The sequence below is a fragment of the Psychroserpens burtonensis DSM 12212 genome (genome assembly GCF_000425305.1).
Taxonomy (GTDB): Bacteria; Bacteroidota; Bacteroidia; order Flavobacteriales; family Flavobacteriaceae; genus Psychroserpens; species Psychroserpens burtonensis.
This window is the reverse complement of the sequence record NZ_AUDE01000001.1, coordinates 227,432-250,754: the sequence shown is the minus strand read 5'-3', so window position 1 is coordinate 250,754 and position 23,323 is coordinate 227,432. Positions and strand designations below refer to the sequence as shown.

General features: G+C 32.4%; 21 protein-coding genes and 1 pseudogene. 16 read left to right on the top strand and 6 right to left on the bottom strand.

The features are described 5' to 3' along the window. The first annotated feature begins 79 nt into the window (after positions 1–79). The 8 genes from H593_RS0101175 to H593_RS0101140 all read left to right on the top strand — a co-directional run bounded on the left by H593_RS0101175 (position 80) and on the right by H593_RS0101140 (position 12,447). Positions 80–550 carry a lipocalin family protein gene (locus tag H593_RS0101175; protein WP_028870726.1) on the top strand — a complete coding sequence of 157 codons (471 nt, stop codon included), beginning with the start codon at positions 80–82 and terminating at the stop codon, positions 548–550. Positions 551–560: 10 nt separating this feature from the next. Continuing rightward, entirely contained in the window at positions 561–1,265 is a 705-nt protein-coding gene (locus tag H593_RS0101170; protein WP_028870725.1) for a YiaD family glycine zipper/OmpA-like lipoprotein, read from the top strand. A gap of 111 nt (positions 1,266–1,376) precedes the next feature. Then, positions 1,377–2,009 (top strand): methyltransferase domain-containing protein, encoded by a 633-nt coding sequence (locus H593_RS0101165; protein ID WP_028870724.1) that lies wholly within the window; start codon positions 1,377–1,379, stop codon positions 2,007–2,009. Then, positions 2,009–4,135 carry a Tex family protein gene (locus H593_RS0101160; protein WP_028870723.1) on the top strand — a complete coding sequence of 709 codons (2,127 nt, stop codon included), beginning with the start codon at positions 2,009–2,011 and terminating at the stop codon, positions 4,133–4,135. The genes H593_RS0101165 and H593_RS0101160 overlap by 1 nt, the downstream gene beginning before the upstream one ends. Then, positions 4,136–5,038, top strand: coding sequence for a histone deacetylase family protein (locus tag H593_RS0101155; protein ID WP_028870722.1), 903 nt, complete (start codon positions 4,136–4,138; stop codon positions 5,036–5,038). Between the two features lie 105 nt (positions 5,039–5,143). Continuing rightward, positions 5,144–7,540, top strand: coding sequence for a hypothetical protein (locus H593_RS0101150; protein WP_028870721.1), 2,397 nt, complete (start codon positions 5,144–5,146; stop codon positions 7,538–7,540). A 5-nt stretch (positions 7,541–7,545) separates the two neighbouring features. Next, a complete protein-coding gene (locus tag H593_RS0101145; protein WP_028870720.1) occupies positions 7,546–9,936 on the top strand; it encodes a hypothetical protein in 2,391 nt (796 codons plus the stop codon). Between the two features lie 117 nt (positions 9,937–10,053). Further along, positions 10,054–12,447 (top strand): hypothetical protein, encoded by a 2,394-nt coding sequence (locus H593_RS0101140; RefSeq protein WP_157588745.1) that lies wholly within the window; start codon positions 10,054–10,056, stop codon positions 12,445–12,447. 90 nt (positions 12,448–12,537) lie between these two features. Here the strand turns inward: H593_RS0101140 and H593_RS0101135 are convergent, their stop codons facing one another. Next, positions 12,538–12,870, bottom strand: coding sequence for a single-stranded DNA-binding protein (locus tag H593_RS0101135; protein WP_028870718.1), 333 nt, complete (start codon positions 12,868–12,870; stop codon positions 12,538–12,540). Between the two features lie 250 nt (positions 12,871–13,120). Here H593_RS0101135 and H593_RS0101130 point away from each other — a divergent pair, with 250 nt between their 5' ends. The 3 genes from H593_RS0101130 (at position 13,121) to H593_RS0101120 (ending at position 14,877) form a co-directional block, all read left to right on the top strand. Beyond that, positions 13,121–13,765 carry a fused MFS/spermidine synthase gene (locus tag H593_RS0101130; protein ID WP_028870717.1) on the top strand — a complete coding sequence of 215 codons (645 nt, stop codon included), beginning with the start codon at positions 13,121–13,123 and terminating at the stop codon, positions 13,763–13,765. A gap of 35 nt (positions 13,766–13,800) precedes the next feature. Beyond that, positions 13,801–14,151, top strand: coding sequence for a hypothetical protein (locus H593_RS0101125; protein WP_028870716.1), 351 nt, complete (start codon positions 13,801–13,803; stop codon positions 14,149–14,151). A 120-nt stretch (positions 14,152–14,271) separates the two neighbouring features. Then, complete coding sequence (locus tag H593_RS0101120) at positions 14,272–14,877, top strand: DUF4898 domain-containing protein (protein ID WP_028870715.1); 606 nt, start codon at positions 14,272–14,274, stop codon at positions 14,875–14,877. Positions 14,878–14,882: 5 nt separating this feature from the next. On the opposite strand, the gene H593_RS0101115 is transcribed toward H593_RS0101120, so the two are convergent. Further along, a complete protein-coding gene (locus H593_RS0101115) occupies positions 14,883–15,350 on the bottom strand; it encodes a CBS domain-containing protein (RefSeq protein ID WP_028870714.1) in 468 nt (155 codons plus the stop codon). A 111-nt stretch (positions 15,351–15,461) separates the two neighbouring features. Between H593_RS0101115 and H593_RS0101110 the strand changes: the two genes are divergently transcribed. Both H593_RS0101110 and H593_RS0101105 read left to right on the top strand, forming a co-directional pair. Next, complete coding sequence (locus tag H593_RS0101110; RefSeq protein ID WP_037051130.1) at positions 15,462–16,268, top strand: NAD-dependent epimerase/dehydratase family protein; 807 nt, start codon at positions 15,462–15,464, stop codon at positions 16,266–16,268. A gap of 70 nt (positions 16,269–16,338) precedes the next feature. Beyond that, positions 16,339–17,037, top strand: a complete 699-nt coding sequence (locus H593_RS0101105) for a hypothetical protein (protein ID WP_028870712.1) — start codon at positions 16,339–16,341, stop codon at positions 17,035–17,037. 92 nt (positions 17,038–17,129) lie between these two features. Here H593_RS0101105 and H593_RS0101100 read toward each other — a convergent pair whose 3' ends face one another. Together H593_RS0101100 and H593_RS0101095 are read right to left on the bottom strand one after the other, a co-directional pair. Further along, complete coding sequence (locus tag H593_RS0101100) at positions 17,130–19,193, bottom strand: M13 family metallopeptidase (RefSeq protein WP_028870711.1); 2,064 nt, start codon at positions 19,191–19,193, stop codon at positions 17,130–17,132. A 113-nt stretch (positions 19,194–19,306) separates the two neighbouring features. Then, entirely contained in the window at positions 19,307–19,831 is a 525-nt protein-coding gene (locus H593_RS0101095) for a hypothetical protein (protein ID WP_028870710.1), read from the bottom strand. Positions 19,832–19,983: 152 nt separating this feature from the next. Here H593_RS0101095 and H593_RS0101090 point away from each other — a divergent pair, with 152 nt between their 5' ends. Next, the gene (locus H593_RS0101090; protein WP_028870709.1) at positions 19,984–20,949 is read left to right on the top strand and encodes an NAD-dependent epimerase/dehydratase family protein; all 966 of its coding nucleotides are present in this window, start codon (positions 19,984–19,986) and stop codon (positions 20,947–20,949) included. A gap of 68 nt (positions 20,950–21,017) precedes the next feature. Here the strand turns inward: H593_RS0101090 and H593_RS0101085 are convergent, their stop codons facing one another. Beyond that, entirely contained in the window at positions 21,018–21,596 is a 579-nt protein-coding gene (locus tag H593_RS0101085) for a hypothetical protein (protein WP_028870708.1), read from the bottom strand. Positions 21,597–21,798: 202 nt separating this feature from the next. Here H593_RS0101085 and H593_RS0101080 point away from each other — a divergent pair, with 202 nt between their 5' ends. Together H593_RS0101080 and H593_RS20955 are read left to right on the top strand one after the other, a co-directional pair. Next, a complete protein-coding gene (locus tag H593_RS0101080) occupies positions 21,799–22,671 on the top strand; it encodes an AraC family transcriptional regulator (protein WP_028870707.1) in 873 nt (290 codons plus the stop codon). 15 nt (positions 22,672–22,686) lie between these two features. Further along, positions 22,687–22,860 carry a hypothetical protein gene (locus tag H593_RS20955; protein ID WP_169338340.1) on the top strand — a complete coding sequence of 58 codons (174 nt, stop codon included), beginning with the start codon at positions 22,687–22,689 and terminating at the stop codon, positions 22,858–22,860. A 65-nt stretch (positions 22,861–22,925) separates the two neighbouring features. On the opposite strand, the pseudogene H593_RS21160 reads toward H593_RS20955, so the two are convergent. Further along, positions 22,926–23,161 (bottom strand): annotated as a pseudogene (locus tag H593_RS21160) (HD domain-containing protein); the annotation flags it as partial. Between the last annotated feature and the right edge of the window lie 162 nt (positions 23,162–23,323).

Genomic DNA, 23,323 nt, shown 5'->3' with positions numbered 1-23,323 from the left:
TACTCCCCATATACAAGCGTCTAACGACGCTTTAAATTCGTATATAATAGTACCATTATTAACTAAAATACAATAGCATATGAAACGAATACTTCTATTACTAATCTCAATTAGTATGATGTCTTGTGGTGCTTCAAAAACCGTAAGAGCATCTAAAAAAATAATTAAAGGTAATTGGTCGCTAAATACAATTACCTATAGTCAACAGGGAACATACAACGTCACTTTACTCGATGACGCGTCTAAATCTTGTTTTGAGGCCAGCACTTGGCAATTCATACCAAATAACAACACTGGTATTTACACCATAAATAGTTCTAATTGCTCCAATGGTGAACGTAACTTTGTATTTACAATTCAAGAAGTAGATGACACAACTGGACTTTATGACGTCTTATTAAAACCAACAAATGCAAAGAATAAATCAGAAACCAATCAAGGATTCCGACTAAATCTTTCAATGCTTTCAGAAACAGAAATGCAATGGAAGCAAACGCTTACGGTAGAAGGAAAACCTTTTACGATTACAATGAACTTTACTAAACTATAAAACCAAACCTATGAAAACAATAATAAATAAAAGCAGCATTATACTCTTTACATTAATAATTGCCTTTAGTTTGACCAATTGTAAAGCAGTTAAAAATGCTAACAACAAACAGAAAGGTGCTGTCATTGGAGCCACTGGTGGCGCTATTTTAGGTGCTATAATTGGCAACAATGTTGGCAAAGGAGGCAACGGAGAATTAGGAGCCGTTATTGGCGGAGTCATTGGTGGAGGAGCTGGTGTGCTAATTGGGAACAAAATGGATAAACAAGCTCAAAAAATTGAAGAAGAAATACCAGGTGCAGTAGTAGAGCGCGTAGATGACGGTATTGTGGTGACCTTTGATGAGAATAGTGGTGTTTATTTTGATACCAATAAATACAATATTAACTCTGCGTCACAGGAAACAATAAATAAATTAGCAGCCATATTTAGAGAATACCCAAACACCAATATACTTATAGTTGGACATACAGATAGTACTGGAGCAGAAGATTATAATAGGACACTTTCTAAAAACAGAGCTTATGCTGTTACTAACTATTTAACAGGAAAAGGGTTAAATTCCGGACGTTTTAATACGAATTGGTTTGGAGAATCCCAGCCAATGCATGATAATTCAACAGCTACAGGTCGTGCAAAAAACAGACGTGTTAATATTGCTATTTTACCAAATGAAAAAATGATTGAAGACGCTCAAAAACAAGCTGGAAATTAATTTTAATAGATGAAAAATTTGTTTAAAACTCGTTTTCAATGTTACTTTGAAGACGAGTTTTATTTTCTGTTAGTTTTAAATATAGAAACTGAGAAACATATTGGTTATTAAATGAATGATTCTAACAATTTAAAAACACATTGGGATACTGCCTATAATAAGGCCGACAACCAATTAGGCTGGTTTGAAGAAGACCCAACTCAAACCCTTAATCTTATTGCTAAAACTAATTTAGCCAAAGATGCTACACTACTAAATGTAGGTGTTGGAACCACAACATTAATTGATATCCTTTTAGATAACGGTTACACTAATCTTATAGCAAATGATTTAAGTGAGTTAGCTTTGCAAAAGCTAAAAGATCGCGTTAAAAAATCACATAATTATAACTTAAATTGTATTCCAGACGATTTAATTAACCCCTCGGAATTACAACATCTTAAAAATGTGGATTTATGGATTGATAGAGCTGTACTTCATTTCTTTTTAAAAGAAGACCAGCAAAATGCATATTTCAATCTCATTAAAAAAATTGTTGCAAAAAACGGTTTTGTTCTTATTGCTGTTTTTGCACTTAATGGTGCAGAAAAATGCTGTGGATTAGATTTGAAACGCTATAATGTTGAGATGTTACAACAACAATTAGGTAATGCTTTTAAACTCATAGATAATTTTAATTACACCTTTATAAATCCCTTTGGAAGTGAACGCCCTTATATTTATACACTATTTCAAAAACAATAATGCACGTATTAAAATTCATAATCTCTCAGACAGGATTACTAGAATCTTCAGTAAAAAATACAGTTAATCTACTAAATCAAGACTGTACAATTCCTTTTATTTCGAGATACAGAAAAGAAGCCACAGGAAATTTAGACGAAGTTCAAGTTGGAGATATTGTGAAATACAAAGCGCAATTTGAGGCTTTAGAAAAACGCAAAACTACCATTTTAAAAGCCTTAGAAGATCAAGAGGTATTAACATCAGAATTAAAAGCCAAAGTAAACGCTTGTCAAGACAGCGCAACACTTGAAGACTTATACCTGCCTTATAAAAAAAGCAGAAAAACAAAAGCAGAAACTGCGCGCCAAAACGGATTGGAACCTCTCGCGAAGGTTATTATGTCACAAAATAATAGTGACCTAGAATCTACTGCGCAACGTTATGTAAAAGGTGCGATTTCTTCTTCGGAAGATGCTTTAGAAGGCGCAAGACATATTATTGCTGAGTGGATTAACGAACGATCAGATATAAGATCAAATCTTAGGTCCCAACTAGAACGTCACGCCATGATTTCGACCAAAGTGATAAAATCAAAAAAGGACGATGATAATGCTCAAAAATTTAGAGATTATTTTGAATGGGAAGAAGCATTAAGTCGCATTCCGTCACACAGATTACTTGCTATCTTAAGAGCAGAAAAAGAAGGGTTCATTCGTGTGAAAATTGAGATTGACAATGATCATGCTCTACAGCGAATTGAGCATAAAATCATTACAAATCAAAACGACTGTTCAGGTCAAATTGAACTTGCTATTTCTGATGCTTATAAACGTTTATTATTTCCTTCTTTAAGTAACGAAGCGCTTCAAAAGGCAAAAGACAAAGCAGATGACGCTGCGATTTCAATTTTCGCTAAAAATTTAAAGCAATTATTACTTGGTTCTCCTCTAGGTGAAAAACGTGTTTTAGCAATAGATCCTGGCTTTCGATCAGGATGCAAATTGGTGTGTTTAGATGAAAAAGGCGATTTAAAACACAACGAAACCATATATCCACATGCGCCAAAAAATGATCAGATTGGTGCTATGAAGAAAATAAGTTTTTTAACTGAAGCTCATAAAATAGAGGCCATCGCCATTGGAAACGGAACCGCATCAAGAGAAACAGAAGCTTTAGTTAGAAAAATAAGATTTAATACAGACGTTCAAGTATTCGTAGTGAGCGAAGCTGGAGCAAGTATTTATTCGGCTTCAAAAATTGCACGCGATGAGTTTCCTAATTATGATGTGACAGTAAGAGGTTCTGTTTCGATTGGACGACGTTTACAAGACCCTTTGGCAGAGTTGGTTAAAATTGATGCTAAATCTATTGGTGTTGGTCAATACCAACATGATGTAGATCAAAATAAACTCAATAAAGAATTAGATGTTGTTGTAGAAAATTGCGTGAATTCGGTTGGCGTAAACATTAATACTGCCAGTCATAGTTTATTAAGTTACGTCTCAGGAATTGGACCAAAATTAGCAGAAAAAATCGTTAGCTACAGAAGTGAAAATGGTTCGTTCACTTCGAGAAAAGACATTAAAAAAGTACCTAGACTAGGCGATAAAGCTTTTGAGCAAGGTGCTGGGTTTTTAAGAATTAAAGGCGGTAAAAACCCGTTAGATGATTCTGCTGTACATCCTGAAAGCTACCCTATTATTCAACAAATGGCGCAAGATGCGAGTGTATCAATTTCCGAATTAATAGGAAATAAAGACATTCTTCAAAAGATCAATTTAAAAAACTATGTTACATCTACTATTGGATTGTTAACCTTAGAAGATATTATTAAAGAGCTAGAAAAACCGGGTTTAGATATTAGAGCACAGGCAAAAGTATTTACGTTTAATCAAACTATTAAAACCATAACCGACTTAAGAGAAGGTCAATTATTACCTGGTATCGTCAATAATATTACTGCTTTTGGATGCTTTGTAGATGTTGGCATTAAAGAAAGTGGTTTGATTCATGTTTCAAATTTATCAGATAGTTTTGTGAAAGATGTCAATGAGCATGTGCATTTACATCAACAAATCATTGTGAAGGTTTTAGAGGTAGATGTTGCTAGAAAACGTATTCAGTTGAAATTACAAACAAAGTAAATGCTCAAAATAGCCTTCCATACGATCTACCAACATCCGCTTCCAGAAGGCCATCGTTTCCCAATGCTCAAATATGAATTGCTACCAGAGCAATTGCTATATGAAGGCACCTGTACAAAAGACAATTTCTTTGAACCAGGAATTCCAGATGACAAACATATACTGAGAGTACATACTGAGGAATACTTTCAGGATTTAAAGCAACTCACTTTAGATCAAAGAGCTGCTCGAAAAATAGGATTTCCTTTAAGTGATATTCTAGTACAACGTGAAGTTATTATTGCAGATGGTACGATAAAAGCTAGCAAATATGCCTTAGAATATGGTATCGCCATGAATATTGCAGGAGGCACACACCACGCCTATACTAATCGTGGTGAAGCGTTTTGTTTACTTAATGATCAAGCTATAGGAGCGCGATATCTTCAGCAAAACAAATTAGCTGATAAAATCTTAATTGTAGATTTAGATGTACATCAAGGTAATGGTACAGCCGAGATTTTTAAATATGACACTTCTGTATTTACATTTTCTATGCATGGAAAAGGTAATTATCCCTTTAAAAAAGAAATTAGCGATTTAGATATTGCTCTAGAAAATGATACTAATGATGAGACCTATCTCAATTTACTTTATGAGACACTTCCAAAGTTAATAAAACAAGAACAGCCAGATTTCATTTATTACCTATGTGGTGTTGATGTCATTGCAAGTGACAAACTAGGTAAACTAGGCATGACTATTGATGGTTGCAAACGACGAGATCAATTTGTTTTAGAGATCTGTAAACATCATAAAATCCCCGTAATGTGTAGTATGGGTGGAGGTTATTCACCAGATATTAAAATCATTATAGATGCTCACGCAAATACGTTTAGGTTGGCTCAAGATCTGTTTTTCTAAATACTAGTGAAAACAGCACTAAATTTTAACGAGAAATTAATACTTCACTTGTAAGAAAACAGAACATTTTAGGCTAAATTTATACTTACTATCAACTATATAGCCATGAAAAATGTACTACCTCATAAGCCTAACTATGTTATCTTGGTATTATTTAGTCTCATTTTTTTCATCGCAAATTCGCAACAACCAAATGATGAGTATCTTTTTGATGCTTATAAAAATTACTCCGAACTACCAAGAGAGATAGCTTATGGTCATTTAAACAAATCTACTTTAATAAAAGGTGAAAGCTTAGGGTTCTCAATTTACCTATTGGATAAGTACACTAAGACATCCTCTTTACTTACAAAAAACGTGTATTGTACCATCCAAAACAGGTCTGGCAAGATTATAAAAAAGAAAATGATTTTAGCCAAAAATGGTGTTGCATCGGGCATTTTTAAAATTGATAGTCTCTTTAAATCTGGAAACTACGTTTTCAAAGCCTACACCAATTGGATGCGCAATTTTGAAGAGCAAAACTTTTATGTGCAGCATTTAAAAGTTATTAATCCAGATAAACATTCATTTATAGATGCTGATGATGACAAGTATTTTGACTTGGATGCACAGTTTCTGCCAGAAGGTGGTCATTTATTACTCAATGCTAAAAACACCGTTGGTGTGGTTATTAAAGATGATTATGGTTTTGGTGTGCCCTATTTAAAAGGTCGCGTTTTAAATACTAATGGTGAAGAAGTAGCCAACTTTGAAACGAATAGTCACGGGATCTCAAAATTTAAATTCACTCCAAAAAGCAGAACAGTCTACACCGTTGAACTTAGTGATGAAGAAGCCACAACAATCACACTTGATATTGGAGAACCTCAAGGCGTTAATATGAGTCTTCAAGATTTAAATGATAAAGTAGCTTTAGTATTTAGAACTAACGAAAGCACATTGCCAAATATCGCAAACGAATCATTTAAACTTGCTATTGGTAATGGCAGTCAATTAAATGTGTCTGATATTGCATTTAAAGATAAAACCGAAATTAAGGCTCTAATTAATCTAATAGATTTTAATACTGGAATTAACATTATTACACTCTTTAATAAAAATAACAAACCTGTACTAGAGCGTTTATATTTTAAACATGATGGGATTAAATCTATTGTAATAGGAGTTCCAAGTGTTGAGAAATTAAAGGATTCTTTATTAATTACAATTCCTTCAGCTAGCATTAATACAAAGCAATTTAATAATTTGAGTATTTCGGTTTTACCTGCCGAAACAAAATCTTATAATCATCATCATAATATTTTCTCATCAACATTATTACAACCATACGTCAAAGGTTGTATTGAAAATGCGCGATACTATTTTACTAATATTGATAATAATAAGAAATCAGAATTAGATAATCTATTATTAACTCAAGGTTGGAGCAGTAATGACTGGACTACTATTTTTAATACTGCACCTACCAATCAATTTGAATTTGAAAATGGCATTACCATAAATGCGAGCTTGAATAATACAAAAGGCAACAAATTTTTATTCTCTCCACTACAAAATTCGCCCAGTATTACTCTAACTATAAAAAACGGTGAACGTAATTTCTCTGCTGGAGGACTTTTACCTTTAGAAAATGAACCCCTAAAAATTGGCGTTATCGATAAAAAGGATCGTGTTTTAAAACCAAATCTTTATGTTCAATTTTCACCTATGGAAATTCCAAGTTTAGAACATAAATACACATCGCTGAAGTATAAAAACAAGAACGCTTTTAAATATGATGCATCCTTACCCATACTTGATGAATCTTGGAATAAAATTGAGGCATTAGATACCGTCCTTTTATCAGTAAAAAAAGAGGAGAAACGTATTGAAAAAATAAAACGTTTTAATAAAGGTAGGGTCGATGTATTTAATGATTCTAGACGTAAAAATACCACGAGCTTTGCATCTTACATAGGCACAAAAGGCTTCAGTGTTTTTCAGGATTTTAGAGATCCCAGATCATTATTAATAGATTTGCCTAGAAAAACTTCATTTGAAATGAATTCTCAACCGCTAATTTACTTAAATGATTTAGTGGTCAATGACCAAAGAATTTTAATGGACATAGACATGTCCACGATGGATTATGTTATTATTGATAAGTCTGGTTTAGGTGAAGGTATAAGAGGCGCTAATGGTGTCATAAAAATATATACTAATTATATGCTGAGAACACGTGAGTACAATGTGTCTTGGGATTCCGGACAAGAAATAGAATTTCCTTTAACATTTTCTGAGTCAAAAAAGTTTTATACACCATTATACTCCACATATTTAAATGATTTTTATCAAAATTATGGTGTGATTGATTGGTTTCCTAAATGTGAAATCAATGATAAGAGCATCATAAGATTCAAAGTATTAGACACTAAAATCAAACAAATAAAATTATTTATAGAAGGTACCGCCAATGACGGTGCTTTTATTTCCGAAGAAAAAATTATAACTATTAACTAAAAAAAATGATTAAAAACGATTGCCTCAAATTTTCTCAAATAAAATATACACTTCTTTTATTATGTGTGTTTTCATTTTTTAATGCTAAAAGCCAAAACCAAGACAAGTTATCTGCTTCCTACAGTAATTATGCGAAATTACCACGAGAAATTGCTTATGCTCATCTCAACAAATCATTGTATCTAAAAGAAGAAACTATTGGTTTTAGTGTATATGTTTTTGACAAGAGTAGTAAAAATCACTCTGATGTCACCACAAACGTCTACTGTTCGATTGCCAATAGCAAAGGGAGAGTCTTAAATAAAGCTCTTATTCTCGCTGAGAATGGCGTGGCAAATGGTAGTTTTTTAATAGACAGCACCTACGCTTCTGGAAGCTACACCTTTAAAGCATACACTAACTGGATGAAAAATTTTGACGAGCAAAATTTTTATTTACAAAATATTAAAATTATAAATACTGACGACGAGAATGATGTATCCACAACAATGGACGCTCCCGTTTTAGATACTCAGTTTTTACCAGAAGGAGGTCACTTAATTTCAAATATTAAAAATGTAGTTGGCGTTATTATTAAAGATGATAATGGCTACGGATTAAGAGAAGCTGATGGCACTATTAAAGACTCCAACGGAGAACTCATTACTACTTTTAAAACGAACCAATTTGGTATTGGGAAATTCATATTTACTCCATCAGAAGGGAAAGATTATACTGCAGAAATAACCTATGATGAGCTGACCTCTCAAGTAAATATTAAACCTGCAGAACGAACAGGATTAAATTTAAGCCTTAATAATCTAGGTAGTAAGATTGCATTAACTTTTAGATCAAATGCAAATACGTTACAAAACATTAAGGACAAGAATTTTAGAATTATCATTCATAATGGAAGCTTAATAAAATCATTAGATTTTAGTTTTACAGACACACAAGAAATCACAAAATTGATTAATATTAGTGATTTATACTCAGGTATTAATATTATTACACTCTTTGATGAAGATAATAATCCAATTTTGGAACGCTTGTTCTTTAACTATGATGGGATTTCAATTTTAAATTCTGAAAAAGCTAGCACGACTAAATCTTTTGATTCTATTACGATTTCTGTTCCATTTAACAGCATCGATGCCTCACAATTTCATAATTTAAGTGTTTCTGTTCTTCCATCGGGCACCTCGTCTTATGATACTAATCACAACATAGTATCATATACTTATTTACAACCTTATGTAAAGAGCTATATTGAGAACGCGCGCTATTACTTTACAGCAATTGACAGAAAGAAAAAATTTGAGCTTGACAACCTTCTATTAACTCAAGGCTGGAGTAGCTATGAGTGGAATTCAATTTTCAACTATGAACCCAATGTAAAATTTGATTTTGAAAAAGGAATTACAGTAAATGCAAACATTAATAACTCTAAGAGTAATCAATTCATTATGTACCCCATGATTAATAGTTCTACTCAAACTATTGAAGTACCAAAAAAGGAGAAATCATTTACCATTAAAGGTCTACTGCCAGTAGATGACGAAAAAGTTATTTTTGGGTCTATAGGTAAAAAACAAGACGTTGAAAAACCCAGTCTCTATTTACAGTTTACACCGTCATCGATACCCACAATAGATAATTTCATAAAAATACTACCTCTTAAAGTAAAATCAATTTATGATTCTAAAATCAAAGAGCCCATTTATAAGAACTCCATTTCTGATGCCCAAGAATTAGACTTAGTTGTTATTAATGCTCAAAAAACAAGAACTAAAATTGATCAAATAAAACGAAGACAACCAGCAGGAAGGGTTGACGTTTTTGATGAAAATGCACGTAATAGATATATTGATTTTGCCTCTTACATAGGCGTTCAAGGGTTTAATGTTACCCAAAGCGCTGTAACCCTAAGTATAACAACTCAAAGAAGAAATACACTTTCTGGCAATTTAACGCCATTAATTTATCTTGATAAAATGATGCTATCAGATTTTAGTGTTTTACTCAATCTTAATATGAGAAACGTAGATTATATAGTGGTCGACAAATCGGGCTTCGGTGAGGGATTAAGAGGGTCTGCTGGTGTCATCAAAATATTTACAGACCCAAATATACAATTTGAAAGTGATTATTCGAAAAATGTCTCACAAGAAGCGAAAATTCCTTTGACATTTACATCACCTAAAAAATTTTATACCCCACTTTACTCAAGCTATCGAAGTGCCTTTTTTAATCAATATGGCGTTATTGGATGGATTCCAGATGGTAAGCTAGATAATAATGGCAATCTCATCTTTAAAATTGCAGATAAAAATATAGAGCAAATAAAATTATTTATTGAGGGTACTGCTAACCAGGGAAGTTTTATTTCCGAAGAAAAAATCATAACGTTCAATTAAAATCATATAGAATTGATACTCAGTTTTGTTTTATGAGAATTTAACAAATGGTATGTTTTTTGCTGCTATATTTTTTTTTGTAAAAAAAGCAGTTAATCATTTTTGAAAATCCTCTACGTGAAAAAAAAATACGCTATCTCAAAAATAATTACCACCAAATTATTTATTTATGTATTCAATCTGCTATGCTTTAGTATTAGTATGGGTCAAGATAAAACAGACTTAGAATCTTCTTTTGACAAGTACGTTAATCTCCCGAGAGAAGTTGCTTTTGCACATCTCAACAAATCGCTTTATCTCAAAGGTGAAACTATTGGGTTTAGTATTTATGTATTAGACAAAAACACTAAAAAACCATCTACAAAAACAACTAATGTGTATACCGTCATTACAGATGATAATAACAATACTATTAAAGAGCAACTTATTTGGACTAAAGACGGTAAAGGCTATGGTACGTTTAGCGTTGATAGCACCTTTGCCAATGGTAACTATACCTTTAAAGCCTATACCAATTGGATGAAGAATTTTGATGAACAAAACCTCTACACACAAAATATTAAAATTATAGATCCTAATGCAACAACTGATGTCTCAAAAAACATTATAAGTTCTAAGTTAGATGCCCAGTTTTTACCAGAAGGTGGTCACCTAGTTGCTGACACCGAGAATACCGTTGGTGTTGTTATTAAAGATACACTTGGATATGGTGTACCAAATATTACTGGTAGGATTTTAAACGACAATAATATAGTCGTATCTACTTTTAAAACGAATCAAGTAGGCCTTGGTAAATTTCTTTTCATTCACGAAAGCAAAACCTCATATACAGTAGAATTAGATTTTAGAAATAGAATTCAAACTTTTGATTTAAATACAATAGAAAAAAGAGGCGTCAATATAACACTTAATCAAATAGATTCTAAGATTGCATTAACTTTTAGAACCAATAAAGAGACCTTACCGACTATTAAGGACAAACCATACACACTGTTTATTCACAATGGAAGTCAATCAAAAACGATCCCAATTACATTTAAAAACAGCACAACACTCGTTAAAGCTATTGCGTTTAAAAATCTATTTAGTGGTATAAATATATTAACCCTATTCAATGAAAATAATGTACCTATTCTCGAGCGACTTTTCTTTAACCGCAATGAGGTTGAGTTATTAGAAACGGTAGATGCCTTTGTAGAAAAATATCAAGATTCAATAGCAATTCAAGTTCCCCTAAGTGGTATGAAACCATTGGACATAGCGCGCTTAAGTATTTCTATACTACCTAACGACACGAAATCATATAATGCAGATCATAATATACTATCACATATACTTGTACAGCCTTATATTAAAAGTAATATCGAAAATGCTAAATATTATTTTATAGATAACGACAGTAAAAAAGAATATGATCTCGATAATCTCTTATTAACCCAAGGCTGGAGTAGTTATGATTGGAATACCATATTCAATACGCCTCCAAAACAAGTGTATCTCTTTGAAACTGGCATCTCATTTATAGGAAACAGTACGTATAGCGATAAAGGTAGATTTATTTTACATTCCTCAAAACACCATGATGCTTTAGCTTTTATTGTCGATGAAAAGGAAAGTTCATTTAGCCATAGCAACTATTTTATAGAAGATAATAATCCATTAGAATTTTCTCAAGTTACTGGTAAAACCACTATGCAAAAACCAAGCTTACACCTGCAATTCTCTCCATCAAAAGTTCCAAATATTAAAAATTTTATTAACGTATTACCTCTCAAAGAAAATACTGTTTTTGAAGCAAATGGTTCGGATACTGTTTTTGATACTAAATGGAATACAGTTGAACAACTCGATGAAGTTCTTATTGAAGCCAACATAGAGAAAAGACGTATTAATAAATTAATAACTTATTATTCAACAGGTAAATTAGACATGTTTGATGATGAGCAAAGAATTCATGAAATAGACATGATGACCTATTTAAACAAGCAAGGTTATATAGTATTAATGTTGCCAAATGGAAAAATGGAACTCACTATTCTTCGTTTTGGCAAGCGAGAAATTCCTAAAATTTATTTAAACAATCAGGTATTAATGGATATAGACGTTTTATTAAATTTCAATATGGGTGATATAGACTACGTAGCTTTAGATAAAACGATTAAACAATATGATGCAAGTAATGTTGGAAATGGTGGTACTATTCATATCAATACAAATCCAGGACTAAGATTCAAAAATGATACACGTAAAGGGTTTAATCAAAAAGTGAGCCTTCCATTAACCTTTACATCTCCAAAAACTTTTTACGCCCCAAAATACGTGAATTACGATAGTAATTTCTTTAGAGAATATGGTGTAATTGATTGGATTCCAAATATTACCTTAGATAAAACGAATGCCATTAATCTAAAAATCCTAGACACAAAAACGAAGCAAATTAAATTGTGCATTGAAGGGGTTACTAATGAAGGTCGTTTTATTTCCGAAGAAAAAGTAATTACAATTAATTAAGAGAATTTTCCACAGTTTTAAACTAGCACTCAATATGTAAAAAAGGCTTCCACAATGGAAGCCTCCTTTATTTTGAATATTTTTAATTTCCTATTTACCCAACATCAATAATTCGTTACAAATAATTTCTGTGGTGTAACGCTTCGTCCCTTCTTTATCATCCCAAGAGCGGTTTGTTAATTTGCCTTCTATAGCAATTTCTTTACCTTTTGTAATGTATTCTTCTACAACTTTTACAAGTCCGCCTCGCACAACAATATTATGCCAATAGGCACGCTCTACTTTGTTACCTTCTTTGTCTTTGTAGCTGTCATCTGTAGCTAAAGAGAATTTTGCCATTTTGTTTCCATCGGAAAAATTAATGATTTCTGGATCTTGTCCTAATCTTCCAATCAACTGTACTTTGTTTCTTAATGTGTTCATGTGTTCTAAATTTTAATGTTAAACAGTTAATGCTTTGTTCTGAATGTATTTCAGAATCTTTTTACGTCGTGATGAATCTCAAGTAGTCATTTCTAATCGTCTTAAATTTGACTGCAATCATTCAACAGTGCAAATATGCGATGGGTTGCAAGTGTTAGTCGGTAGTTACCTATTTAAATTCGTTTGTAAATGCTTGTTGTCGTTTGTTGTTGTTTATATTTTGAATTAGTATTTCGTATCTTTGTGAACAATGACAAGACCTCTAAGCTATATATACCCCATAACAAAAACCGTAATATCCACATTTAGTGGTCCACTAGAAATCACAACCAAAAACGGTAAAAAACACCTCAATACTAAAAACGCGAACTATAGTTATGGTGCTTTACAACTAATTTTAAAATTTGGTTTAGATAAAATTGATCTTAAAAAGGTGAATTCAATATTACTTTTAGGGCTTGGTGGTGGAAGTGTCATCCATACACTTCGAGATGATTTCAACTTCCAAAAACATGTTACTGCAGTAGATATTGATCCTGTAATAATTGATATTGCTAAAACTGAATTTGGACTAGAAAACAATTCAAAATTAAAAATAATTTGCCAAGATGCACTTCAATATATCAATCAAAACACGCAACAATTTGATCTTATTATCATTGATTTATTTATTGATATTGATGTCCCAAAACAATTTTTAGAGCTCTCGTTTTGGGAGGCTATTATCAAATCAAAATCTAGCAATGGTGTTATCTTATTTAATGGGTCTTTAGAAAAAGAGAAGAGTCAAAACTTAAAAAAAGTGATCGCATTTTTGAAATCAAAAGTTTATAAAGTAGAGGTCTACGATAAAATAAATAGGGTCAATACACTTGTTATTACCCAGTCGTTATAATAATTTATATCTTGTAAGAACAAGCAAATCAAATTATGCAAAAAGAATGTCCAGAATGTGGTGATAAAATAGTTGGCAGAATCGACAAAAAATTCTGCAGTGATGGGTGCCGAAACGCTTTCAATAATAACATTAATAAGGACAATAAAAACCTCATTAGAAACACTAATAACCGACTCCGGAAAAACTATCGCATTCTCGAAGAGCTCAATCCAGACCAAAAGAAAAAAATTTCTAGAGCACGATTAGTAGAAAAAGGATTTGACTTTAATTACTTCACTAGTATCTATACGACCAAAGCTGGTACAGTGTATTATTTTGTTTATGATCAAGGGTATTTACCTCTAGAAGGTGATTACTATGCTCTAGTCAAGAGAGAAAGATAAAACGGTAACATTTTAATCGCTTATAGGACTTATAGTTTATAATAACTATGATAACTCCTATTATTGTAATTCTCATTGTTTGTGCAGTCGCTATTATTGGATTCTTAATCTATTATTATAATGGGAAACAAGTCATCATTCGAACCTTATCAAAAATCAACCTCCAGCTTAAAAACAAATGAACTTTCAAAAGTAAGTGGTAAAGCCCTTCATGTTGAAGCCCCTTTGATAGCGCCTTATTCTGGCAGAACGTGTGTGTTTTATCAAATGAAAATTCAGAAAAAAGTAAGTAACGGTAAGAGTTCACATTGGAAAACCATAGTTTCCGAAGAAAAATTTCAAGCCTTCTTTGTAGATACTAATGGTGACTTTGTAATTATACAACCAAAGGACTATCCTAGAAATTATATCTGTCATTTGGTTACAGATAAAAGCCAATCTTCGGGTACGTTTAATGATTCTACTCCAAGATTTGTTGCGTTATTAAAACGCTATAATATAGAACCTGAAACGTACTTTGGGTTTAATAAAACCTTGCGCTACGAAGAAGGTATCATAGAAATTGGTGAGCGCATCACAGTTGCAGGAATTGCGAAATGGAAATCACTAAGTGAGCCATTTCTAGAATATCCATATTCTAAAATTGCAACATTAGAAAGTGAGGGTAAACAAAAACTAATTATTACAGATTTACCAGAGATGCTACCTAATAGAAACCGCAGATAAAACCTCTACCTCCAACTCTGCCCTTTCAAATCTAGAGCAGCTATTAAAATATCTTTCTGACTAATTTGCCCAACCAACTTTCCATTTTCAACGATAGGAAAACGTCTAATTTTAGACTCTAGAAACTTATTGGCTGCATCAAAAACATTCATATTACCATCAATAGTTTCAACATTTTTTGCCATTCTACTTTCAACAGTATGTTGCTCCATTGGCATATTATGATAGCGACTTTCACTAATGTCCTTTAAGCAATCACCTTCAGAAATTATTCCAACCAATTCATTATTGGAGTTCACAACAGGTCCTCCAGAAATTTTATTTTTTAAAAGAGATTGAATGACTTCCTCAACCGATTGCTCAGGCCTAAACGTAATTAAATCACGAGACATAAAGTCACAGACCCTAAATGCGTTAACCTCTGTCGTATTTTGCTGTTGCCTTCTGGCTCCTTGAAAACTTTTAATACCCATAACCCATGTTTTTTTTGCGTGAACTTAAAGTTACTAAAAATTAGCCAATTATACCAGTACAATAATCCGTTCAATAATTCGTAAATTTGAATTCACTAAAAAATAACACTATTGAAACCTAAAATTTCTGTCATTGGTTGTGGTTGGTTGGGATTCCCATTAGCAAAAAAATTAATAAAACGCAACTATGAAGTGCATGGATCCACAACTTCAAAGGCCAAATTATCAGCACTGGAAGCGGTACAAATTATTCCATTTTTAATTCAATTTACTTCGGAAGGTATTGTCGGAAACCTCAAATCTTGTCTTAAGGAGTGTCAAATACTTATTGTGAATATCCCACCCGGTTTGAGAAAAAATCCGGAAAGTGATTACGTTAAAAAAATGGAGTCTTTTGTAAATTATATCGAAAATTCTTCCATAGAAAACGTAGTGTTTATTGGTTCTACTTCCGTATATGAGGATGAAGAGAACTTTCCTGTAATTACCGAAAATTCTCCGACTTCAAAAGCTAGTGCGCCAAAGCAATTAATTGCGGTTGAGGCCCTATTTCAAAGAAACAAAAAATTCAAAACCACAATTTTACGTTTTAGCGGTTTATATGGCCCAAAACGTCATCCAGCAACGTATCTCTCTGGAAAAAGTAATATTAAAAACCCTGAGGCTCCCGTTAATTTAATACATAGAAATGATTGTATTGCAATTATCATTTCAATTATAGAAAACAATATTTGGAACGCGGTTTTCAATGCGTCTAACAGCACTAAACTCAACAAAAAGGAATTCTATACAAAGGCATGTCAATTGACAGGACTAGTAATCCCTGAATTTGATAACGACTCAATTAGTACAGGTAAAATTATAGATTCTCGAAAATTGATACACGATTTAAACTATAACTTTCAAATAAAACTTTAATAATTAGCAGATTTTTAAGAACAAATACCAGATAATTTTTTAGTTTTGGCGCAATTAATTAATAAAAACAATGAAAAAACTTATTTTCCTTTTAGCAGTTGTAACGACATTTAATGTCACTGCACAAACCAAATCTGAACTTTTAAAACACTTTGAATCTTATTACAAAGAGATGAAAGATCAAGGTGATGTTCAAGGTGTTATTAACGCAATGACACACCTCAACGTGATCCAGCCAAGCCAACAAAGATCAGACACACTCGCTTATGTTTATGTCACAGAGGGCAGAAATCTTGAAGCATTAAATACAATTGGTATAGAAAAAAACGTATCAGACTCAGACATGAATACAGAAGTTAAAGCCATCGCATTAAAAGCGATGAATCAACCTGAACTCGCTGTAGAATTTTATGAGGAGTTGTTTAAGAGGCGAGCAAATTCATATGTCGCTTATGAAATTGCAGACTTAAAAACCCAATTACAAGATTTTGGTAGTGCAAAAGCAAAAGTAGATTATGGTTTGACTAATGTAAAACCAGAAATGAAACGTGCGTATTACGAATCTCAACAACCCTATGAAGTCTCTCTTAAAGGTGCATTAACGTATATGAAAGCTTTAATTGTATTTAATATGAACCAAAAAGATAATTTAGATCAAGCCATTGCTTTGCTTAACGAAGCAGTGACTATGGATCCTAATTTTAATGTGGCACAATTAAGTATGGAAGCACTAGAAGCTAGAAAAGTAAAAGAAGCAACGAAGGAGTAAACACATTTTTAAATTAAATAGGTATTGTTTTTTCTTCGGAATAAAAAAATGCACCCAATCGGGTGCATTTTAATTTATGTCAATGCCATATGTTACCAAATTCTAACACGCTCTTCGGGAGCTAACCACATTTTATCACCTTCTTTAATATCAAATGCTTCATAAAATGCATCTATATTTTTAAGCGGTTGTGTTGCTCTTTGAATTCCTGGAGAGTGAGGATCTGTTTTGATTTGTGTTCTCAATGCGTCTTCTCTAGTTAATGTTCTCCAAACCGTAGCCCAAGACATAAAGAAACGTTGCTCTGGCGTAAAACCGTCAATATTTTCTGGTCTTCCGTTTTCTTTGTAGTAAAGTTGTAATCCGTCATAAGCTCCAAGTACGCCACCAAGATCTCCAATATTTTCACCTAAAGTAAACTTACCGTTGATTGTAACACTATCCATGACTTCAATCGCACTGTATTGTTCTGCTAAAGCATCTCCACGTTTTGTAAACTCTTCAAGATCCAAATCTGTCCACCAGTTTTTTAAATTTCCATCGCCATCAAAACGAGCTCCAGAATCATCAAAAGCATGAGAAATTTCATGACCAATTACAGCACCTATTCCTCCATAATTCACTGCTTCATCAGCAGTATAATTATAAAACGGTGGTTGTAAAATTGCAGCTGGAAAAACAATCTCATTGTTTAACGGATTAAAATAAGCATTTACCATTTGTGGTGGCATTCCCCATTCTGATTTATCAACAGGTTGTCCAATTTCAGACAAATTTTTATCACTTGACCATTTTCCAACAGCCATCATATTCTCAACATATGTATTACCTTCTTTCACCATCATTTTTGAGTAATCTTCCCACTCATCTGGATAGGCTATTTTTACTGTGAACTTATCTAATTTTTCAACAGCTTTTTTCTTTGTATCCTCAGTCATCCACTCTAAATTCTGGATTCTATTTTGAAACGCCGTAATCACGTTAGCAATCATCTTTTCTGCTTTCGCCTTAGCTTCTGGTGGAAACTTAGCATCTACATATAATTTACCAATAGCTTCTCCAACTGCACCATCTACAGTCCCAAGTGCACGCTCATCTGCTGGAAGCATTTTTATAGAACCGTTTAGGGTTTTACCGTAAAATTCCCAGTTTGCTTTTTCAATTTCTGTAGTTAAAAATCCTGACGCACTGTTAATCGTACTCCAATCAATCAAAGTTTTGACATCGTCAATAGCTGTGGATATTAAAAAATCATTCATTGCAGCCATGTACTTTGGCTGCATAACGTTTAGAGTTTCCATTTCTGCTGTTATCCCTAAATCTTTAATCATTTTACTCCAATTAAGAGCAGGAGCCATTTTTTGTACGTCCTCCAATGACGTTGGATTATTATAATTACGTGCGTCTCTCATAGCGACCTTGTCTAGTCTAGGCTCAGCTAACTGTGTCTCCATTGCTAAAATCTTTTTAGCCGCGTCATCTGCATCCTCTTTACTATAATTGATAAATTGTAACATTCTAGAAACATGAGCCTTGTACTGCTCTCTTATTTCTTTTGACTTTGTATCTTGATCTAAATAATAATCCCGCTGTAATCCTAATCCAGAAGGGTAAACCCACGCCACATTCATGCTGCTGTTATTTAAATCGGCATTAGCACCAATTCCAACAAAAGGAGCTGAAACACCAATTGTAGTTGCATAAACAGTTTGCATATCATTAAGGTCTGAAATACCATCAATCTTATCTAATAAAGGTTGTAATGGAGTGATACCCGCTTTGTTTCTAGCAACTGTATCTAGTTCAGTTTCAAATATCAGAAGTGCCTTTTTTTGATCTGTACCTTCTTCATACTTTCCAAGCTCTTTTGAAGTATTCATAATCCCTAGAACATCTTGCCTAGTGTCTTTACGTAATACTCCAAATCCTCCCCATCTTGTCTCATCGTCAGGAATGCTTGTTGTTTTTGCCCAATTCCCATTAACGTAATTATAGAAATCATCTTTTGGACTCACCGTTGTGTCCATGTTGTCGAGGTTAATTCCAGGAATTTTCTCAACCATCGCAGTATCCGCTTTAGGGTCTTCCTTACATCCTGAAAATGCAAAAAGGCCTAATACAGAAACCACCAAAATACTTTTAATATTGGTTTTCATAATGTGCTTAGTAATTTAAGTTCGAATAAAATTAATTAATAATTAGAAGCATTAACGCCTAATTTGTTACATATTAACAAAACATTAAGAGTCTAATACGTTAAAATAGCTGTCTATTCAGGTTTAATAACATCGTTATTCTCAAATTCAAACTTTTTATTTATTTGTAGATTAAGGTTCGAAATTGTAGTCAAAAACTCCTTTATAACATTTATTTTTTCTTCTTTATTAATATTTGCAAGTCTTAGAAGACTATTTAATTTTTGTGTTTTTGTGTCTAACGCCGTAATTCTAGCAGAAATCTCATTGGTTTGAAGCGTCTTAGGTATTTCTGTTCTTAGTTCTTGCATTAATGTTTTGATAATTAAAGGATCACCAGAAAAATAAGCTAAATCTCCTTTTTTCAATACCTCTATTTGAGTATTTAATTCTTGGAATTTTTGCCAATCATTTGCTGCCTTTTGAGAATCTGGGCTTAACCCAAAATCGTCATAGCGTATAGATTCAATATCTTTTTGAGAAATAGTTCTTGCCTCTAGTTGCTCTTGTGTTTCAATTATAACTTCGGAAACTTTATCACTTTTACAACTTGTAATTGAAAAACAAAAACTTAGAAAAGCTAGTAATACTATGCGCATAATTAGTAAAATTCAATTTGAAGTAAAGATAAGCAAAGCCAATATATGTTAAATGCAATTAACAAAAAATAAAGAGGCCATAATTTTACGTATATAAGTTTTTTACTGCTTTTATTCTCTTTATTTTTGACGGTAAGAATAAATAATATAATATGCCTAGAATTTTAGTTATTGGTGCTGGAGGTCAAATAGGATCTGAGCTCACGTATAAGTTAAGAGAACTGTATGGTCCAGAAAATGTTGTAGCCAGCGATATTGGATATCATAATACCCATATAGTTAATTCTGGTATTTTCGAAATTGTTGATGCTCAGGATTATGACTCAATAAAAACTTGTATTGACAAACATGAAATCGATACTATTTATCTCATGGCAGCCATGTTAAGTGCTACCGGAGAAAAATACCCAATGAAAGCATGGGACTTAAATATAAATTCTATTTTTCACGTTTTAAATCTTGCCAAAGACGGATTTATTAAACAAATATTCTGGCCTTCTAGTATTGCTGTTTTTGGACCAACAACTCCAGCTTTAAATACACCTCAACATACAATAGCAGAACCTACAACGGTTTATGGGATTACAAAACAAGTAGGTGAACGCTGGTGCGAATATTACCATGACAAATATGGTGTTGATGTGCGAAGCTTGCGCTATCCTGGAATTATAAGCTGGAAAACTATGCCTGGAGGAGGCACAACAGATTATGCTGTAGAAATATACCACAAGGCTGTTCTAAATAAACATTATGAATGTTTCCTATCTGAAAACACACAACTTCCAATGATGTTTATGGAGGATGCCATTAATGCCACAGTTAAAATCATGCAAGCAGAATCTAATACTGTTAAAATTAGGTCTTCATATAACTTGGCAGCCCTAAGTTTTACTCCAAAAGATATTTCTGAGGCAATACAAAAACATATTCCAGAATTTAAAATCACGTACAAACCAGACTTTAGGCAGAACATTGCGAATAGTTGGCCAAAATCTATTGATGATTCATCAGCACGAACCGATTGGAATTGGTCTCATAATTATGATCTCGATAAAATGACTGAAGAAATGATTACCCAATTACGGAATAAATATAAAGATTCTACAACAACAAATTAGTCATATCAATGTAAAAAAAAAGCACTTTCAAATGAAAGTGCTTTTTTTTGGGGATGGAATCTAAACATCTACAATAACTCGAAGCTTTTTATAAACGATCTCCCTCCTGAAGTCATACTTAAATAGTAACTTCCTTTTTCTTGGGAAGACAGTTTATAGATTTTATTTAAAATCTTATCTCCTACTAATTGGTCTTTAAAAATACGCTCTCCATTATAATACAACTCAATTTTTAAAGGCTGCTCGTCTAAGGACATGTGTGAAATTAATAATTGATTATTTTCTGTCCTTACCACTGGCTTAAAAATCACCTTTTCATTTTTTTCTAAAAAGACCACGTTATTAGACTGGATAATAAATGGCGTTATAATAATTTCAAAATCCTTGTCCAACTCAAGAATGTATGAACCATTATTTAAGGCGGTAAAATCAAAACGCTTTACAAATGTGCCATTTCGTTTGATTTTTTCAGTAAAAAGGATAGTACCCTTGTCATCAATAATTTTGTATTGATGGCCTTTTTTAACATTAGAAAATTTTAATATGGTAATTCCTTTTAACGATAGATCAATTACTTTTTCATTTGCGTAGCCTATAACTGTTGTTAGTAATATGACTACTAATAAGATTGTTTTTATGGGTTTCATCACTTTATGGGTTTTAATGATTTATACTGCAAAGATATAATGCTATGTAGCTATTAAAAACATCCATTTTGGCATATTTATATACTATATTATCACTTTATTTTAAATCAAATAACAACAATGTTAATATAGAACACTTTTTTGGTAATTTTGAATATAAATTAATCCCTAAATACTGTAAATTTGTATATCGTCGATAGTTATGAAACCGAGAAAGCCAACTTTAGAAAAAGTTAACCCCAAATTTGGAAGTTCTATTTTTGTAAAAAAAGGGACTTCACAAGATATTGGCACTACTCCTTTTTGGCATTTTCATCCAGAAATAGAACTTGTTTATGTAGATAAGGGTAAAGGGAAACGCCATATTGGCAATCATTTATCCTATTTTGATAATAGCCAACTCATTCTAATTGGATCTAATTTACCTCATTATGGATTTACAGATAGATTAACGCAACATGGCTCTGAAGTCTTAGTCCAGTTTAAACCGGAGTTCTTAGGTAATTACTTTTTTGATACTCCCGAAATGACAAGCATTAATGCGCTTTTTAGGCGATCTAAAAACGGAATCCTTTTTAAACCCCAAACCAAACGAAGTGTTGGAAAAAAGATTCAAAAACTTAATGAAGTTGAAGGCTTTGAGCGTGTTATCCTTCTTTTAAAAATACTTTATAAACTATCTAAAGCTAAGGATTATGAAATTTTAAATGCTGACGGCTTTGTTTTCGAAACCGAAATGCAGGATAGTGCCAAAATAAATATCGTTTATAAACATATTAATAACAACTTCCAGAATCATATTTCACTTGATGAAATTGCAGATAAAGTAAGTATGACTGTTCCTGCCTTCTGTAGATATTTTAAAAAATCTACTGGCAAAACATTTACAAAACTGGTTAACGAATATAGAATCGTCCATGCTACCAAATTATTATCTGAAAGCCAGATGAGTATCACAGATATTGCATTTGAATGCGGATTTAATAACTTCTCTCACTTTAATAAATTATTCAAAGAGTTTACGGGTAAAAGTGCATCAAGATATAGAGGCGAACTTAAACAAATGGTGAAATAGTTAAAACACTAAACAATGAAAGATAACATAGATAGAACATTAGAGTATTACAAAATAAAAGAGCAGCAAATCCTAAATACTGTTAATTCTAAAAACAATTTAACTGCAGAGGACATCATCCATTACGGAAAAGAGATGTCTATCGTTACATATAAAATTACGGCATTAGAAATTGCTAAAGAAAATTAATAGAGTTCACCTTATTTTTCACCGTCCCATTCTGCATAAAACTGATCTAAAAACTGCTCTATATATTAATGCCGTTCTAATGCAATCTTTTCACCTGTCTTTGTCTTCATTCTATCTTTTAAAAGTAATAATTTTTCATAGAAACAATTAATTGTAGTTGCAATAGATGTTTTGTATTCGGCCTTTGTTATTTTTAGATTTGGGGATATAGAGGGATCAAATGTTTTCGGTTTTTAAAGCCTCCACAATTTAATGTCCTAGCAATCCCAATAGCACCAATAGCGTTTAATCGATTCGTATTCGTCTAAAACCAATAACAATTTCTAAAAAGAAAAAGCTAGAGCTCCAGTCACTACTTTTATTTATAAATGAAATTTAACTCTTCTTTTAAAAGATAAGATGTAAATAATAGTCTACTAATACTATTCTTTTATTACATTTAGAATGTAACTTAGGATACTAT

What these genes read in the sequence shown, in the direction of transcription:
- H593_RS0101175 (WP_028870726.1), top strand. Translation starts at nt 80, where the DNA reads ATGAAACGAATACTTCTATTACTAATCTCAATTAGTATGATGTCTTGT.
- H593_RS0101170 (WP_028870725.1), top strand. Translation starts at nt 561, where the DNA reads ATGAAAACAATAATAAATAAAAGCAGCATTATACTCTTTACATTAATA.
- H593_RS0101165 (WP_028870724.1), top strand. Translation starts at nt 1,377, where the DNA reads ATGAATGATTCTAACAATTTAAAAACACATTGGGATACTGCCTATAAT.
- H593_RS0101160 (WP_028870723.1), top strand. Translation starts at nt 2,009, where the DNA reads ATGCACGTATTAAAATTCATAATCTCTCAGACAGGATTACTAGAATCT.
- H593_RS0101155 (WP_028870722.1), top strand. Translation starts at nt 4,136, where the DNA reads ATGCTCAAAATAGCCTTCCATACGATCTACCAACATCCGCTTCCAGAA.
- H593_RS0101150 (WP_028870721.1), top strand. Translation starts at nt 5,144, where the DNA reads ATGAAAAATGTACTACCTCATAAGCCTAACTATGTTATCTTGGTATTA.
- H593_RS0101145 (WP_028870720.1), top strand. Translation starts at nt 7,546, where the DNA reads ATGATTAAAAACGATTGCCTCAAATTTTCTCAAATAAAATATACACTT.
- H593_RS0101135 (WP_028870718.1), bottom strand. Translation starts at nt 12,870, where the DNA reads ATGAACACATTAAGAAACAAAGTACAGTTGATTGGAAGATTAGGACAA.
- H593_RS0101130 (WP_028870717.1), top strand. Translation starts at nt 13,121, where the DNA reads ATGACAAGACCTCTAAGCTATATATACCCCATAACAAAAACCGTAATA.
- H593_RS0101125 (WP_028870716.1), top strand. Translation starts at nt 13,801, where the DNA reads ATGCAAAAAGAATGTCCAGAATGTGGTGATAAAATAGTTGGCAGAATC.
- H593_RS0101120 (WP_028870715.1), top strand. Translation starts at nt 14,272, where the DNA reads ATGGGAAACAAGTCATCATTCGAACCTTATCAAAAATCAACCTCCAGC.
- H593_RS0101115 (WP_028870714.1), bottom strand. Translation starts at nt 15,350, where the DNA reads ATGGGTATTAAAAGTTTTCAAGGAGCCAGAAGGCAACAGCAAAATACG.
- H593_RS0101105 (WP_028870712.1), top strand. Translation starts at nt 16,339, where the DNA reads ATGAAAAAACTTATTTTCCTTTTAGCAGTTGTAACGACATTTAATGTC.
- H593_RS0101100 (WP_028870711.1), bottom strand. Translation starts at nt 19,193, where the DNA reads ATGAAAACCAATATTAAAAGTATTTTGGTGGTTTCTGTATTAGGCCTT.
- H593_RS0101095 (WP_028870710.1), bottom strand. Translation starts at nt 19,831, where the DNA reads ATGCGCATAGTATTACTAGCTTTTCTAAGTTTTTGTTTTTCAATTACA.
- H593_RS0101090 (WP_028870709.1), top strand. Translation starts at nt 19,984, where the DNA reads ATGCCTAGAATTTTAGTTATTGGTGCTGGAGGTCAAATAGGATCTGAG.
- H593_RS0101085 (WP_028870708.1), bottom strand. Translation starts at nt 21,596, where the DNA reads ATGAAACCCATAAAAACAATCTTATTAGTAGTCATATTACTAACAACA.
- H593_RS0101080 (WP_028870707.1), top strand. Translation starts at nt 21,799, where the DNA reads ATGAAACCGAGAAAGCCAACTTTAGAAAAAGTTAACCCCAAATTTGGA.
- H593_RS20955 (WP_169338340.1), top strand. Translation starts at nt 22,687, where the DNA reads ATGAAAGATAACATAGATAGAACATTAGAGTATTACAAAATAAAAGAG.